The sequence below is a fragment of the Rhodococcus sp. NPDC056743 genome (assembly GCF_042790355.1).
Taxonomy (GTDB): Bacteria; Actinomycetota; Actinomycetes; order Mycobacteriales; family Mycobacteriaceae; genus Rhodococcus_F.
The window spans coordinates 828972-843351 of the sequence record NZ_JBHTZI010000001.1; the positions used below are offsets into that span (position 1 = coordinate 828972).

At 60.9% G+C, this 14380-nt stretch carries 17 protein-coding genes and 4 tRNA genes; 19 read left to right on the top strand and 2 right to left on the bottom strand.

The window, feature by feature from the left end; translation table 11 throughout:
* Nucleotides 1-37: 37 nt before the first annotated feature.
* Nucleotides 38-736: a demethylmenaquinone methyltransferase gene (locus ACFRFQ_RS03755; protein ID WP_378653213.1), complete on the top strand. Its 699-nt coding sequence runs from the start codon at nt 38-40 to the stop codon at nt 734-736.
* Between the two features lie 13 nt (nt 737-749).
* Here the strand turns inward: ACFRFQ_RS03755 and ACFRFQ_RS03760 are convergent, their stop codons facing one another.
* Nucleotides 750-2012, bottom strand: coding sequence for a geranylgeranyl reductase family protein (locus ACFRFQ_RS03760; RefSeq protein WP_378653215.1), 1263 nt, complete (start codon nt 2010-2012; stop codon nt 750-752).
* A 104-nt stretch (nt 2013-2116) separates the two neighbouring features.
* Here ACFRFQ_RS03760 and ACFRFQ_RS03765 point away from each other — a divergent pair, with 104 nt between their 5' ends.
* Both ACFRFQ_RS03765 and htpX read left to right on the top strand, forming a co-directional pair.
* Complete coding sequence (locus ACFRFQ_RS03765; RefSeq protein ID WP_378653529.1) at nt 2117-3166, top strand: polyprenyl synthetase family protein; 1050 nt, start codon at nt 2117-2119, stop codon at nt 3164-3166.
* Between the two features lie 137 nt (nt 3167-3303).
* Nucleotides 3304-4167: a zinc metalloprotease HtpX gene (gene htpX, locus ACFRFQ_RS03770; RefSeq protein WP_138873337.1), complete on the top strand. Its 864-nt coding sequence runs from the start codon at nt 3304-3306 to the stop codon at nt 4165-4167.
* A gap of 67 nt (nt 4168-4234) precedes the next feature.
* On the opposite strand, the gene ACFRFQ_RS03775 is transcribed toward htpX, so the two are convergent.
* Nucleotides 4235-4726, bottom strand: a complete 492-nt coding sequence (locus ACFRFQ_RS03775; RefSeq protein WP_125050491.1) for a YajQ family cyclic di-GMP-binding protein — start codon at nt 4724-4726, stop codon at nt 4235-4237.
* Between the two features lie 222 nt (nt 4727-4948).
* On the opposite strand from ACFRFQ_RS03775, the gene ACFRFQ_RS03780 reads away from it, so the two are divergent.
* The 16 genes from ACFRFQ_RS03780 to ACFRFQ_RS03855 all read left to right on the top strand — a co-directional run bounded on the left by ACFRFQ_RS03780 (nt 4949) and on the right by ACFRFQ_RS03855 (nt 14376).
* Nucleotides 4949-5031 (top strand) — tRNA-Tyr (locus ACFRFQ_RS03780).
* Nucleotides 5032-5434: 403 nt separating this feature from the next.
* Nucleotides 5435-5507, top strand: a tRNA-Thr gene (locus tag ACFRFQ_RS03785).
* A gap of 45 nt (nt 5508-5552) precedes the next feature.
* Nucleotides 5553-5625 (top strand) — tRNA-Met (locus ACFRFQ_RS03790).
* A 61-nt stretch (nt 5626-5686) separates the two neighbouring features.
* Nucleotides 5687-5854 (top strand): 50S ribosomal protein L33, encoded by a 168-nt coding sequence (rpmG, locus tag ACFRFQ_RS03795; RefSeq protein ID WP_003941903.1) that lies wholly within the window; start codon nt 5687-5689, stop codon nt 5852-5854.
* A gap of 128 nt (nt 5855-5982) precedes the next feature.
* Entirely contained in the window at nt 5983-6495 is a 513-nt protein-coding gene (gene hadA, locus ACFRFQ_RS03800) for a (3R)-hydroxyacyl-ACP dehydratase subunit HadA (protein WP_378653533.1), read from the top strand.
* On the top strand, nt 6482-6907 hold the full coding sequence (gene hadB, locus ACFRFQ_RS03805) for a (3R)-hydroxyacyl-ACP dehydratase subunit HadB (RefSeq protein ID WP_138869651.1): 426 nt from the start codon (nt 6482-6484) through the stop codon (nt 6905-6907). Before hadA ends, hadB begins: the two co-directional genes overlap by 14 nt.
* A 185-nt stretch (nt 6908-7092) precedes the next feature.
* Nucleotides 7093-7165 (top strand) — tRNA-Trp (locus ACFRFQ_RS03810).
* 31 nt (nt 7166-7196) lie between these two features.
* Nucleotides 7197-7688 carry a preprotein translocase subunit SecE gene (gene secE, locus ACFRFQ_RS03815; RefSeq protein WP_378653217.1) on the top strand — a complete coding sequence of 164 codons (492 nt, stop codon included), beginning with the start codon at nt 7197-7199 and terminating at the stop codon, nt 7686-7688.
* 83 nt (nt 7689-7771) lie between these two features.
* The gene (gene nusG / locus ACFRFQ_RS03820) at nt 7772-8623 is read left to right on the top strand and encodes a transcription termination/antitermination protein NusG (protein ID WP_378653220.1); all 852 of its coding nucleotides are present in this window, start codon (nt 7772-7774) and stop codon (nt 8621-8623) included.
* 61 nt (nt 8624-8684) lie between these two features.
* Nucleotides 8685-9119 carry a 50S ribosomal protein L11 gene (gene rplK, locus ACFRFQ_RS03825; protein WP_003941896.1) on the top strand — a complete coding sequence of 145 codons (435 nt, stop codon included), beginning with the start codon at nt 8685-8687 and terminating at the stop codon, nt 9117-9119.
* 112 nt (nt 9120-9231) lie between these two features.
* Nucleotides 9232-9951 carry a 50S ribosomal protein L1 gene (gene rplA / locus ACFRFQ_RS03830; RefSeq protein ID WP_003941982.1) on the top strand — a complete coding sequence of 240 codons (720 nt, stop codon included), beginning with the start codon at nt 9232-9234 and terminating at the stop codon, nt 9949-9951.
* 141 nt (nt 9952-10092) lie between these two features.
* Nucleotides 10093-10785: a hypothetical protein gene (locus ACFRFQ_RS03835; RefSeq protein ID WP_378653222.1), complete on the top strand. Its 693-nt coding sequence runs from the start codon at nt 10093-10095 to the stop codon at nt 10783-10785.
* A 357-nt stretch (nt 10786-11142) separates the two neighbouring features.
* On the top strand, nt 11143-11736 hold the full coding sequence (gene rplJ, locus ACFRFQ_RS03840; RefSeq protein WP_138869647.1) for a 50S ribosomal protein L10: 594 nt from the start codon (nt 11143-11145) through the stop codon (nt 11734-11736).
* Between the two features lie 78 nt (nt 11737-11814).
* Nucleotides 11815-12201 carry a 50S ribosomal protein L7/L12 gene (gene rplL / locus ACFRFQ_RS03845; protein ID WP_378653224.1) on the top strand — a complete coding sequence of 129 codons (387 nt, stop codon included), beginning with the start codon at nt 11815-11817 and terminating at the stop codon, nt 12199-12201.
* Nucleotides 12202-12456: 255 nt separating this feature from the next.
* Nucleotides 12457-13572, top strand: a complete 1116-nt coding sequence (locus ACFRFQ_RS03850) for an ABC transporter ATP-binding protein (protein ID WP_378653536.1) — start codon at nt 12457-12459, stop codon at nt 13570-13572.
* A gap of 9 nt (nt 13573-13581) precedes the next feature.
* Nucleotides 13582-14376: an ABC transporter permease gene (locus ACFRFQ_RS03855; RefSeq protein WP_138869645.1), complete on the top strand. Its 795-nt coding sequence runs from the start codon at nt 13582-13584 to the stop codon at nt 14374-14376.
* Nucleotides 14377-14380 lie beyond the last annotated feature (4 nt).

Below are 14380 nucleotides of genomic sequence, written 5' to 3' on the forward strand. Positions count from 1 at the left end.
ACCCGGCCACCGCGCGAGTGTTGGTAGCGTTTGACGTGTGGCGACTACACACGGAACCCGGGCAACCCTCGACAAACAACCGCGCGAGGTCGCGTCGATGTTCGACGACGTCGCCGAACGATACGACCTGACCAACACGGTGCTGTCCTTCGGCCAGGACAGGGGGTGGCGCAAGGCGACACGTGAGGCCCTCGACCTCAAGCCGGGCGAGAAGGTTCTCGACCTCGCCGCAGGCACCGGAGTCTCCACCGTCGAGCTGGGACGCTCCGGCGCGTGGTGCGTCGCCACCGACTTCTCCAAGGGAATGCTGCAGGCAGGTCGCTCACGCAACGTCCCGATGGTGGCAGGCGACGCCATGAATCTTCCGTACGCCGACGACGTATTCGACGCCGCGACCATCTCCTTCGGCTTGCGCAACGTCTCCGACTTCGAAGCGGGCCTGCGAGAGATCGCGCGCGTGACCAAGCCAGGTGGACGCTTGGTCGTCAGTGAGTTCTCGACGCCGGTCTTCGGGCCGTTCCGCACCGTCTACATGGAGTACCTCATGAAGGCGCTCCCGCAGGTGGCGCGCGCCGTCAGCAGCAACCCCGACGCGTACGTCTACCTCGCCGAATCCATTCGAGCCTGGCCGACGCAGAAAGAGCTGGCACTCAAGATCGAGGCGGCCGGGTGGAAGAACGTCAAGTGGCGCAACCTCACCGGCGGTGTCGTGGCGCTACATCACGCGACGCGCTGACCTGCACAGGTAATCAGCCGAACAGCGGACGGGAGTCGATCCTTCGGGATGCGGCTCCCGACGCTCGCCACACCCGCGCCGTCAGATCGGCGTCGGCGTCGGTGACGAGGTTGCCCATCACCCTGACCGCGACGGTCATCATTGCCTTCGACCGCATGGCGATCGGGCCGGACGCGGGCAGGAACCGCGGAACCGTAAGCAGCCCCGCCAGACGCCGCGCGACGGAGAACGCCTGCCCGTAATGCTCGCGTAGGACGCTCGGCCACAGCTCGGTCAGGTCGCCGTCGCCGAGGTGTTCGACGATCAGCCGTCCACCCTCCAGGCCGTAGTCGATTCCCTCGCCGTTGAGTGGGTTCACACACGCCGCGGCGTCGCCGATGATCGCCCAGTTGCGTCCGGCGATAGTCGAAACCGCGCCACCCATCGGCAGCAAAGCTGAAGCAACAGAATGGATTTCACTGTTCCAGTGCCATTCGTCGCGGCGTTGATCAGTGTACAGATCCAACAGGGGGCGCAATGCTCCGGGGGCCGGTCTTTTTGCAGTGGCCAGGGTGCCGACGCCGATGTTCACCTCACCTGTTCCCAACGGGAAAATCCAGCCGTATCCCGCCTGCAGGGTGCCGTCGCCGTCGCGCAATTCCAGGTGTGACGTAATCCAGGGATCGGCACTGCGGGGAGTGCCGACGTACGCGCGCGCGGCGACTCCGTACGCGGTGTCCCGATGCCACTGCCGGCCCAGCTTCTTGCCGAGCGTCGAACGAACGCCGTCGGCGACGATCAGAGTCCGGCACCGCAGGGTGCTCGTGCCGGCGGGGCCGGACAGGACAACGCCGCTGATCCGATCACCGTCGCGTTCGACGTCGACTGCTTTGGTGCCCTCGATCATCACCGCGCCCGACTCGATCGCACATCGGCGGATTCGATCGTCCAGCTCGGTGCGGGGGACAGCACTGCCGATGGACGGGAAGGCCGTCGACGGCCACTCCATTTCCAGCTCCTGGCCGAAGCCCGAGAGGCGGAGTCCCTTGTTTGTCGTGTGTGATCTAACCCACTCGCCGAGGCCCAGTCGATCAAGCTCGGCGACGGCTCGTGGAGTGAGTCCATCGCCACATGTCTTGTCTCGCGGGAACACGGCCGCATCGATCAGAACGACGTCGCGGCCACTGCGCGCGGCCCACGCCGCGGCCGAAGAACCCGCAGGACCAGCGCCGATGACCACAATGTCAGTTTCGGTCGGCTGGGAATTCGAGGCGGGGGACTTCTCGGTGGCGGACACTCTCACATCTTCCCAGGCTCGCGATCGAGACCGTGGCGAGGCCGTGCCAAGTGCGAACCGCTAGGTTCACTACCGTGGGAACCGAGCCGTCACTGACGACAGGAATGGGTACTGACATCGTGAGCACCGAAAAAACTGCTGCCGACACAACGGCAGTGAGCACCGTCGTAGCGGGTATCGACCTGGGCGACGAGAAGCTTGCTGATGTTGTCCGTAGTGGACTCGCCGATGTCGAGGAGTTGTTGGTCAGCGAGCTGTCCGACGGGGAGGACTTCCTCACCGAAGCCGCCCTGCACCTCGCGCGCGCCGGGGGCAAGCGGTTCCGGCCGCTGTTCACGATCCTGACGGCCCAGCTCGGACCCAATCCGACCGATCCGTCCATCGTCACCGCTGCCACGGTCACCGAACTCGTGCACCTCGCGACGCTCTATCACGACGACGTCATGGACGAAGCGGAGATGCGCCGCGGCGCGCCCAGTGCAAATGCTCGCTGGGGCAACAGTATTGCCATCCTCGCCGGTGACTACCTGTTCGCTCACGCGTCACGATTGGTGTCGACGCTCGGGCCCGAAGCAGTTCGGATCATCGCGGAAACCTTTGCCGAACTGGTCACCGGCCAGATGCGCGAGACGATCGGCGCCAGGCAGGAACAGGATCCGATCGAGCACTACCTCAAGGTCGTGTGGGAGAAAACCGGTTCGCTGATCGCCGCGTCCGGTCGATTCGGCGGCACGTTCTCCGGATCCGACGCTACCCACATCGAGCGTCTCGAGCGTCTCGGCGACGCCGTCGGCACCGCATTCCAAATCGTCGACGACATCATCGACATCTCGTCGGTATCGGAACAGTCGGGTAAAACCCCTGGCACCGACCTCCGCGAAGGGGTTCACACGCTTCCTGTGCTGTACGCCTTCGAGGAAGAGGGCGCCGATGCCGATCGCCTTCGTGAACTGCTTGCGGGCCCGGTCACCGAGGATGCGGACGTCGCGGAAGCCCTCGAGTTGCTCGAACGCTCACCGGGAATGACCAAAGCCAAAGCCAAGCTGGGCGAATTTGTCGACGAAGCGCTGGCTCAGCTCGCAGAGTTGCCGCAAGGCCCGGCCAACGAGGCACTCGTTCGCTTGATCGACTACACGGTTCGACGGGTTGGCTGACTTTTAACCGCGTTCGCCCTCCCCGTCCCCTGCGGGGAACCCGAACACCCCTGCTCTTCGTTGTGCTAACGGGTCGGCTGCAAAAGCCGCGAAGTTACACGCGAGCACGAGCTCGCTGCGGGTAAGGGGTGAGCGCTGTGCACGGCTACGCAAACGGAGCCAAGACTTTCGGGCTGCTGCTGGGCATGTCTGCCCTGATCGTGTTCATCGGATCGTTGTTCGGGAACCCGACCGTCTTGTGGCTGTCCGTACTTTTTGCGGTCGGAATGAATGCCTACGTCTACTTCAACAGTGACAAGCTGGCGTTGCGTTCGATGCATGCCCAGCCCATCACCGAAGTCGAGGCGCCGGTGATCTATCGCATCGTGCGTGAACTGGCGACTACGGCGCATCAGCCGATGCCCAGGCTCTACATCAGCCCGACAAACGCACCGAATGCGTTCGCGACCGGGCGTAATCCGCGCCACGCCGCGGTCTGTGTGACCAGCGGAATCATGGGTTTGCTGAACGAGCGAGAACTGCGAGCAGTACTCGGGCACGAACTCTCGCACGTCTACAACCGCGACATCCTGATCTCGTCGGTCGCCGGCGCCATGGCGGCCGTCATATCCGGACTGGCGAACTTCGCGATGTACGCCAGCATGTTCGGCGGAAGAGGCAACGGTCAGGGAAGCAACCCGATTGCATTGCTGTTGGTCTCGCTTCTCGGACCGATCGCCGCAACCGTGGTCAAGCTGGCGGTCTCGCGCTCACGGGAGTATCAGGCCGATCAATCGGGAGCCGAGCTCACCGGTGACCCACTGGCGCTGGCATCGGCGCTGCGAAAGCTGGAGGCCGGTGTAGCGGCGGCTCCATTGCCCCCTGAGCCTCGATTGGCGGCACAGTCGCACCTGATGATCGCAAACCCGTTTCGCGCGGGGGAGAAGATGAGCAAGCTCTTCTCGACGCATCCGCCGATGGCTGAGCGGATCGAGAGGCTGGAGAAGATGGCGGGGATGTAGGGCCCTGCGGCCCTTGTACGCCTTCATGACCGGTCGCGGTGAATGAAGGCGCACAAGGGCGGGGCGCTTACCGGTAGTTCACGAACTGCAACGCGATACCGAAGTCCTCACCCTTGAGCAGCGAAATAACACCCTGGAGGTCGTCGCGCTTCTTGCTGCTGACGCGCAACTCCTCGCCCTGGATCTGTGCTTTGACGCCCTTGGGGCCCTCGTCACGGATCTTCTTGCTGATCTTCTTTGCATTCTCGCTGGAGATGCCCTGGACCAACGTTCCGGACAGCTTGTAGATCTTTCCGGACTGCGCCGGCTCGCCGGCATCGAATGCCTTCAGGGAGATGTCCCGGCGAATCAACTTTTCCTTGAACACATCGAGGGCCGCCAGCAGGCGCTCCTCGGTGTCGGCGTTCAACGTGATCGTTTCTTCACCCGACCACTCGATCGACGCACCGGTGTTCCGGAAGTCAAAGCGTGTGGTCAGCTCCTTGGCAGCTTGATGCAGGGCGTTGTCCACCTCTTGACGGTCTACTTTGCTCACCACGTCGAAGGACGAATCAGCCACTTCTACACTCCCGCTTTCCGGTAGTCACAACATCGAGGTCTGCCCACCTTCCGTACCGGTGGACACCTCGACGTTATCGGGTCGGTACCGCCGCTCACCACCCGGTTTGCAAAATGGGGGTGGGTTCGTTGTATTCTTCTTTCCGCACCAAGGAAGCCGTTCTTGGCCGCTGCGCGCCGCGATATACTTGCGAGTGCATCGGATCAAGGCCTGGTGCAGCACGGCAGATTGCCCGAGCGGCCAATGGGAGCGGACTGTAAATCCGTCGGCGTATGCCTACGTAGGTTCGAATCCTACATCTGCCACACCAAGTCAGCCCCGATCCTGAATCAGGATCGGGGCTGACTTTTTTGTGTTCGGCGCCGAGTGGGCCGACCGCCTCGCCCAGTTACATGCGGGTGGACCGTACGTGCGGGTGGACCGGATACAGAACCAGTCGGCGGTCAAGCAGTCGCAGATGCGTAGAACCGGGCAACGCAGAACAGGGCATGTGGCCACAGAGGTGGGATTGCTGCCGCGATTGGGCCTGATCTGGCGTCATCGAGCCGATATCCGTTGCAGTAAAGCCCTCGCCATGGGCTCGGATCGGTGCAACAATGGGCTGCGGCACTGATTTTGCCCCGATGACCTGGCGATTTGGTGCTGGAGCGCGTTCGTGTGTAATCTTTCGGAGGCTTCAAGAGAGCGGCAACGCACTCCGGAAGCCACGCCCCCTTAGCTCAGTCGGTAGAGCGTTTCCATGGTAAGGAAAAGGTCAACGGTTCGATTCCGTTAGGGGGCTCGCTGGATTGTGGTGCCGCGCTTTTTGCGCGACACTCGACACCGAGGCGGTGTAGCTCAGTTGGTAGAGCAAACGACTCATAATCGTTGCGTCGCCGGTTCAAGTCCGGTCACCGCTACACAATATGCATGATCCACCCTGATTGTTCGTAATCAGATACACCCGAAAGAAGGCATCCCGTGGCCTCCTCGACCGACGTTCGGCCCAAGATCACCTTGGCCTGCGAGGTATGCAAGCACCGTAACTACATCACCAAGAAGAATCGGCGCAACGACCCCGATCGCCTGGAGCTCAAGAAGTTCTGCCCCAACTGCGGAACCCACCAGTCGCATCGCGAGTCGAAGTAGCAAGTCCTTAACGGGACGACGATTTTCGCGGAAAACCCTCTCGGGGCCTGCGTCTTCGGGTCCCAGCTAGAAGAGAGTTTCTCCGCGTGACTGATTTGCAAGAGAACAAGGCAGCGGCCGAGGTCCCTATGGACCCGGCCGCTCATGCCGTCCAGATGGTCGGTCACCATTATCGTGTCGAAGACTTCTACGAGGTCGGGCGCGAGAAGGTGCGCGAGTTCGCTCGCTCCGTCCAGGATTCCCATCCTGCGCATTACGACGAAACTGTTGCCAAGGGCCTCGGATACGACGGCCTGGTTGCGCCGGTGACGTTTGTTGCGATCGTGGGCGGCATTGCTCAACGTCGACTCTTCGAAGAAGTTGTCACCGGCTACGACTTGAGTCAGATTCTCCATACGGACCAACGGATCGTGCTTCACGAACCGATCCAGGTGGGGGATCGACTTTTCTGCGACGTCTATCTGGATTCGTTCAGGCAGGCAGCAGGCAGCGACATCATCGTGACCAAGAACATCATCACCAATCAGCACGGTCGTGAGACCGTCACGATGTGGACAACCCTGGTTGCCCGTACCGGTGGTGAGGTGGACGAGAACATCGCCCATGCAGTCAAGGACGTGATGATGCATGTCGCTTCGTAAATTTTCCGACGTGAGTGTCGGCGATCTTCTCCCTGAGAAGACCGTCACTCTCACACGTGGAAACCTCGTCAACTACACCGGTGTGTCGGGAGATCCCAACCCGATTCACTTCAGTGACGAAGTTGCTCGACTTGCCGGCCTGCCCGATGTGGTGGCGCAGGGCATGCTCTCCATGGGCATGGGTGCCGGATACGTCACCGAATGGCTGGGGGACCCGGGTGCGGTAACCGAATACAATGTACGGTTTACTAGTCCGGTGATAGTGGCAGCTGATACAGCTGCCGAGATCGAATTCACTGCCAAGGTGAAGTCGATCGACGAAGACAGCAAGACTGCAGTACTGGCAATTGTGGCAAAATCCGAAGGCAGAAAAATCTTCGGCCGCGCCACGGCCACAGTCCGTCTGGCCTGATAGCCGGGTAGATTGTGTTTGTTCCGGGGCTTTGAAGTACACTGAGATTTCTGGGATTCCTCAGCGCTGCGCGCTGCCCTGAACGTCGCAAGATGTTCAAGTGGGGTAGCGCGTATGTTGTGTGATCGCAGAGCGGTTAACCGAAGCAGCAAGACATGAAAGTGTCGGCTGCGGACGTCAACCAAAGGGGCGTAGCTCAACTGGCAGAGCAGCGGTCTCCAAAACCGCAGGTTGCAGGTTCAAGTCCTGTCGCCCCTGCCCCCGGATGCCAGCGACTGAGAGGAACGACGTGAGCGAGGATCGCGACAAGCGCGACGCCGACGCTTCGGACGCGGAGACTTCACCGTCTACCGGTTCGAAGGCTGTCGACGACACTGCAGCTGACGCGGCCACGCGTTCCGATCTGTCGCTGGACAAGGGAGATGCCGTAGAGGCATCTTCCGCATCGAGTGGGGTTTCCAACAAGCCGACCGGCAAGCGCGCTGCACGCGGCGCCTCGGTCGCAGCGTCCACCGTGAAGACTCCGGCACGGACGGCACCGGCAAAGCCGACTGCAAAGAACCCCGGCAAGAAGCCCAAGGCGAAGAAGGACAACATCTTCAAGCGCCTTCGCAAATTCTTCCGCGAGGTCAAAGCAGAACTCCAAAAGGTCATCTGGCCGAACCGCAAGCAGATGATCACCTACACCAGCGTCGTGCTGACGTTCGTGGTCTTCATGGTCGCTTTCATCAGCGGCGTCGATATCGCTGTGATCAAGGGCGTTACCTGGCTGTTCGGCTAATTGTCGAATCGTCGGGCGTCTTTGCCTGCGAGCGCGAGAAAGACCCGCACGGGTCCGAGTAACGAGAGGAAGCGAGTGCCCCAGTGAGCACCCCCGAGAACGACACGAATGAGGCCTTGGCCGAAGAGCGTGTTTCTGCCGAGGCGGCAGCCGAAGTAGATGTCGAGGCTGGCGAAGGCACCGATACCGACGCTGTCGAAGACGCTGCAGACGGCACCGACGCCGCGCAGGCCGAGGCAACCGAGGACATCATCTCCGAGGACGCCGAGAACTCCGAAGACGCTGCCCCGGCGGCCGATATCGAAGTCGAGGATCCGGTTGCGGAACTGAAGGCTGCTCTGCGCCGCGCGCCAGGCGACTGGTACGTCATCCACTCGTACGCCGGTTACGAGAACAAGGTCAAGACCAACCTCGAGACGCGTGTTCAGAACCTCGATGTCGGCGACTACATCTTCCAGGTGGAAGTTCCCACCGAAGAGGTCACCGAGATCAAGAACGGCCAGCGCAAGCAGGTCAACCGTAAGGTTCTGCCCGGCTACATCCTGGTCCGCATGGAACTCAACGACGAATCGTGGGGCGCAGTGCGCAACACGCCTGGCGTCACCGGATTTGTCGGTGCCACCTCGCGTCCGTCGCCGCTGTCTCTCAACGACGTCGTCAAGTTCCTGCTTCCTCAGCAAGAGCAGAAGAAGCAGCAGGCTGCAGCAGCTGCCGTCGCAGCAGGCGAGGCTCCGGTCGAGTCCTTCGGCAAGCCCCTCATCGAGGTGGACTTCGAGATCGGCGAATCCGTCACGGTCATGGACGGCCCGTTCGCGACATTGCCTGCCAGCATCAGCGAGGTCAACGGAGAGCAGCAGAAGCTCAAGGTCCTCGTATCGATCTTCGGTCGTGAAACTCCGGTTGAGTTGAACTTCAACCAGGTCGCGAAGATCTAACCCCCACACTTGCACTGTTAGACGCAAGACACACACCCAAGCTAGAAACTAGGAACTAGAGATGCCCCCAAAGAAGAAGAAGCTCGCCGGGCTCATCAAGCTGCAGATCCAGGCAGGTCAGGCTAACCCTGCACCTCCCGTGGGTCCCGCGCTCGGTCAGCATGGCGTGAACATCATGGAGTTCTGCAAGGCCTACAACGCGGCGACTGAGTCCCAGCGCGGCAACGTTGTGCCGGTCGAGATCTCGGTCTACGAAGACCGGACCTTCGATTTCAAGCTGAAGACCCCTCCCGCTGCCAAGCTGCTCCTCAAAGCAGCCGGCGTAGCCAAGGGCTCCGGCGAACCGCACAAGACCAAGGTTGCCTCGGTGACCATGGATCAGGTGCGCGAAATCGCGAAGACCAAGGCTGAAGACCTCAATGCCAATGACATCGAGCAGGCCGCGAAGATCATCGCCGGCACCGCTCGTTCCATGGGCATCACGGTCCAGGGCTGATTCAGCCAGCTCCACAGCATCACGTGGGAGGGCCGGCCAGGCCCTGACCACAACTGAACCATTCACCACTGCACCAAGTAACTCTCTGCAGTGATAAGTAAGGACAGAAGAAATGGCAAAGCGCAGCAAGGCGTACCTCGCCGCCGCTGAGAAGATCGACGCAGACAAGCTCTACAGCCCGCTTCAGGCTGCAAAGCTCGCCAAGGAGACGTCGTCCACCAAGATGGATGCAACCGTTGAGGTTGCAGTTCGTCTTGGCGTCGACCCCCGTAAGGCAGACCAGATGGTCCGCGGAACGGTCAACCTGCCCCACGGCACCGGTAAGACCGCTCGCGTCATCGTGTTCGCTGTTGGCGAGAAGGCAGCAGAAGCTGAGGCTGCAGGCGCTGACGTAGTCGGTGCAGAAGACCTGATCGAGCGCATCCAGGGTGGATGGGTCGATTTCGACGCCGCAATCGCGACCCCTGATCAGATGGCCAAGGTCGGCCGCATCGCCCGTGTCCTCGGACCCCGTGGCCTGATGCCGAACCCCAAGACGGGCACCGTTACCGCGGATGTCACGAAGGCTGTCAACGACATCAAGGGCGGAAAGATCAACTTCCGCGTCGACAAGCAGGCCAACCTGCACTTCGTCATCGGCAAGGCATCGTTCGACGATGAGAAGCTGGTGGAGAACTACGGCGCAGCGCTGGACGAGATCCTGCGTGCGAAGCCCTCGTCGGCCAAGGGTCGCTACGTGAAGAAGATCACGGTTTCGACCACCACCGGTCCGGGCATCCCGGTGGATCCGAACCGTACCCGCAACCTCCTCGAGGATGCTGCAGACGCGTAAGCAATTCGCATACGAGCAAGAAGGCCGGTAGGGATCACTCCCTACCGGCCTTCTTGTCTGTTGTGGGCAGGTCTGCCTCGCTGCCCCGGTGGTATCCGGTCCAGCAGTAGCATCCGGTCCAGCAGTGGCATCATCGAGTGTATGCACGAAGCGTTCCAGTTCCTCGGAAATTTCTGGTGGGTGCTGTTCGTTTTCGGCGGCACCATCGGTGGGGCGCTGAAAGGTGTCGCGGTTGCCAACGAAAGGCGGATCGAGCGCCGGCAAGAGCGTTTCCGGCTCAAACAGCAGACCAAGGTCGCAATCGCGCAAGCCAAGGCACAACATCACACCGATGAGGAGACGCAGCGTCGCGAGCTGGCGAAAGCCGTCGAGCAGCACGACCAGGTCGACGGCAGATGGTTCTCGTACGAGCTCGACCCGGTCACGCTGCTCGACACCCCGATGATGACGGACATGCGCGAGCCGTTGACGGCCGATTTTCATCGAGCCAAATATCGTGCCGATCTACTTCGACCAGGTAATCCCGAGACGATGATCGGCAACCAGCAGGCGCAAACCGAATACCGCGAGTCCGTGCACGCTTACGCGATCGCTTTCGAAATCGGGGAAGCGGAAGCCAAGCGCCGTAGACGCAGCGGCTTCACGCTCGTCGAACAAGAGCGTCTGGTGCGAGCACAGCGTCTGCTGCGATTGGCCATGGACGAGGGCGCGACGCCACAGGAACGTCAGAGCGCGTACCAGAAGGCCCACAAGGAACTCGATGGACTGCTTGTGTTGCCGGACCGAGCTCGGGCGGAGATCGAACACAAGATTGCCAGGGCCATAGGTGCGTGAAGAAACCGACGCCGATTTGGATTTCCGGAGAGCTGTCGGGTAGTCTTCAACGCGGAGTTCAGTGCTGGATATGAACTTCACCCCAAAATCATGTTCTACCCAAGACCGTTGGTTATTGCGCTTAGCGATGAGTGCAGTTGAAAGTCCGGAAGTGTCCGGCGACCCACGCAGGAGGACGAGGTAAGGGGGAATGCATTCTGTGGTGGTTCTTTTCGCTTCCGTTTGTCTCCTCTGTACGCCCCGTGCGCCCTGCGCCGGGGCGTTTTGCATGTCTACGACTTGTGGCTTGTCAGGTTCGCCTGGTGAGCCGCGGCGGTTCCGAAGTGGGATAACGACTGTCACGAGAGGAGGCGAAGTATGGCAAAGCCTGAGAAGGTTTCCGCAGTTGCGGAAATCACCGAGCAGTTCAAGGGTTCGACCGCTGCTGTGGTCACGGAATACCGTGGTCTGTCAGTGGGCAACATCACGACACTGCGACGCGCTCTCGGAGAAGGTGCCACCTACTCCGTCGCCAAGAACACCCTGGTTAAGCGTGCCGCCGCTGAGGCTGGCATCGAGGGCCTTGATGACCTGTTCGTCGGACCGACCGCCATTGCATTCATCAAGGGCGAACCGGTCGACGCTGCGAAGGCACTGAAGAACTTCGCAAAGGAAAACAAGGCGCTCATCATCAAGGGCGGCTACATGGACGGCGCTGCGCTGTCCGTGGACGAGGTCAACAAGATCGCGGATCTCGAATCCCGCGAAATCCTGTTGGCTAAGCTCGCCGGCGCGATGAAGGGCAACTTGGCAAAGGCCGCAGGCCTGTTCAATGCTCCCGCTTCGCAGATGGCCCGTTTGGCCGCTGCACTGCAGGAGAAGAAGGCCGCAGAAGGCGGAGCTGCAGAAGCTCCGGCCGCTGCCGCAGAGGCTGCTACCGAGGCTCCGGCCGAGGCTGAAGCCGAAAGCTGATCCGCACCCGCGCATCACTGCTATAACCCCGCCCGGTCGCGGATCAGCGACATGGGACTTACAGGAAGGACCGCCACAATGGCGAAGCTCAGCACCGAAGAGTTGTTGGACCAGTTCAAGGAGCTCACCCTCCTCGAGCTCTCGGAGTTCGTTAAGGCATTCGAGGAGACCTTCGAGGTCACCGCTGCTGCTCCCGTCGCCGTCGCCGCTGCAGGCGCACCGGCTGCCGGCGCAGAAGCTGCTGAAGAGCAGGACGAGTTCGACGTCGTCCTCGAGTCGGCTGGCGACAAGAAGATCCAGGTCATCAAGGTCGTCCGTGAGGTCGTTGCCGGCCTCGGCCTGAAGGAAGCCAAGGATCTCGTCGAGAGCGCTCCGAAGGCAATCCTGGAGAAGGTTTCGAAGGAAGCAGCTGAAGCTGCAAAGGAAAAGCTCGAAGGCGCCGGCGCGAAGATCTCCGTCAAGTAAGACGGTTTCTCCGCTGCTCACCTCGAGTAGTCGAAAAGAGGGTCACTTCCTACGGGAAGTGGCCCTCTTTTTTGTTTGGCGGATCCGGGGAGAATGTCCGGATCGACGCAGGTCGGAAACGTGTCCGATTCAGGGTGCGTGTTAGTTTGTGCTTCTTACTTACTCGTTAGTAGTATTCGCAGTCACGGGTAACACTTCCATGCGATAGAGTGACCCAACCCACATCGGGTGGATGCATCGGACTGCGCGGAGGTAGTGGTGGGAGTAGAGGTAGCGGTAGACGGACTGACTAAGTCTTTCGGGTCGCAGAGGATTTGGCAGGACGTGTCGTTGACGCTTCCGGCCGGTGAGGTCAGCGCGTTGCTGGGGCCGTCAGGTACCGGCAAGTCGGTGTTCTTGAAGTCGCTGATCGGTTTGCTTCGCCCCGAGCAGGGTTCCATTGTGATCGACGGCACAGACATTTTGCAGTGTTCGTCGAAGGAGCTCTACGAGATCCGCAAGTTGTTCGGCGTGCTGTTTCAGGACGGTGCGCTGTTCGGTTCGATGAATTTGTACGACAATATTGCGTTCCCGTTGCGTGAGCATACGAAGAAGTCGGAATCCGATATCCGCAAGATCGTGATGGAGAAGCTCGATCTGACGGGTCTGGTCGGGGCCGAGGACAAACTTCCCGGTGAGATTTCCGGTGGTATGCGTAAGCGTGCCGGTCTGGCTCGCGCGTTGGTTCTCGATCCGGAGATCATCCTGGTGGACGAGCCGGACTCGGGTCTGGATCCGGTGCGTACGACGTACATCAGTCAGACGTTGATCGATATCAATGCGCAGTCCGATGCCACGATTTTGATCGTCTCGCACAACATCAATCTTGCTCGGACGGTTCCGGACAATATCGGGATGTTGTTCCGTCGGCAGTTGGTGATGTTCGGTCCGCGTGAGGTGTTGCTGACGTCGGATGAGCCGGTGGTCAAGCAGTTCTTGAACGGCACGATGATCGGTCCGATCGGTATGTCGGAGGAGAAGGACGAGGCTCAGATGGCGCACGAGCAGGCGCTCGTGGATGCCGGTCACCATGCCGGTGGTGTCGATGACGTGGAAGGCATTGTGCCGCAGATGAAAGCCACGCCGGGCAATCCGGAGCGCCAGGCTGTTCGTCGCCGGCAGGAGCGGGTCCGCCAGATCATGCACACGCTGCCGGTGAACGCGCAGGCGGCAATCCAGGACAGCCTCAACGAGGAGGCCGGTCAGTTCGACCACGCCTACGTGGACGCCGGCGAGTACCAGGGGGAGTGGGACGGCAGTTCGCAGGACACACAGGTAATTCCAGCTTACGAGGGTGATCCCTACGGAAACACGACTCACGGACAAGGGTAGGCATAACGAATGGCGGGTACCCGCAACTCGGTTCTGAGTCCAGTACACGGGGCACTGACTCAGGCCGGTAACATCGTCGAGCTATTTGTCGACGTCGTGAAGAACACGTTCAGGCGGCCGTTTCAGTTTCGCGAATTCATCGAGCAGGCCTGGTTCATCGCCAGCGTGACGATTTTGCCGACGGCGCTTGTCGCGATTCCGTTCGGTGCTGTCGTTTCGCTGCAGACCGGTTCGCTGATCAAGCAGTTGGGTGCTGAATCGTTCACCGGCGCAGCGAGTGTTCTCGCGGTGATTCAGCAGGGCAGTCCACTGGTGACCGCCTTGTTGGTCGCGGGTGCGGCCGGGTCGGCGGTCACCGCCGACCTGGGTTCGCGGACAATCCGTGAAGAGATCGACGCCATGGAAGTCCTCGGCATCAATCCCATTCAGCGACTTGTGGTTCCGCGAGTGCTGGCGATGGTGCTCATTGCCGTGCTGCTGAACGGATTGGTTTCCGTAGTCGGTATCGCGGGTGGCTACTTCTTCAACGTGATCCTGCAGGGCGGTAACCCCGGCGCGTACATCGCATCGTTCTCGGCGTTTGCGCAGCTTCCGGATATCTGGAGCGGTGAGATCAAGGCTGCGGTGTTCGGTGTCATTGCCGGAGTCATCTCGGCTTACAAGGGGCTGCATCCGTCGGGTGGACCCAAAGGCGTTGGCGAGGCGGTTAACCAGGCCGTTGTCATCACGTTCCTGTTGTTGTTCTTCGCCAATCTGATTCTGACGATGGTGTACCTCCAGATCGTGCCGGCGAAGGGATCCTGACTAC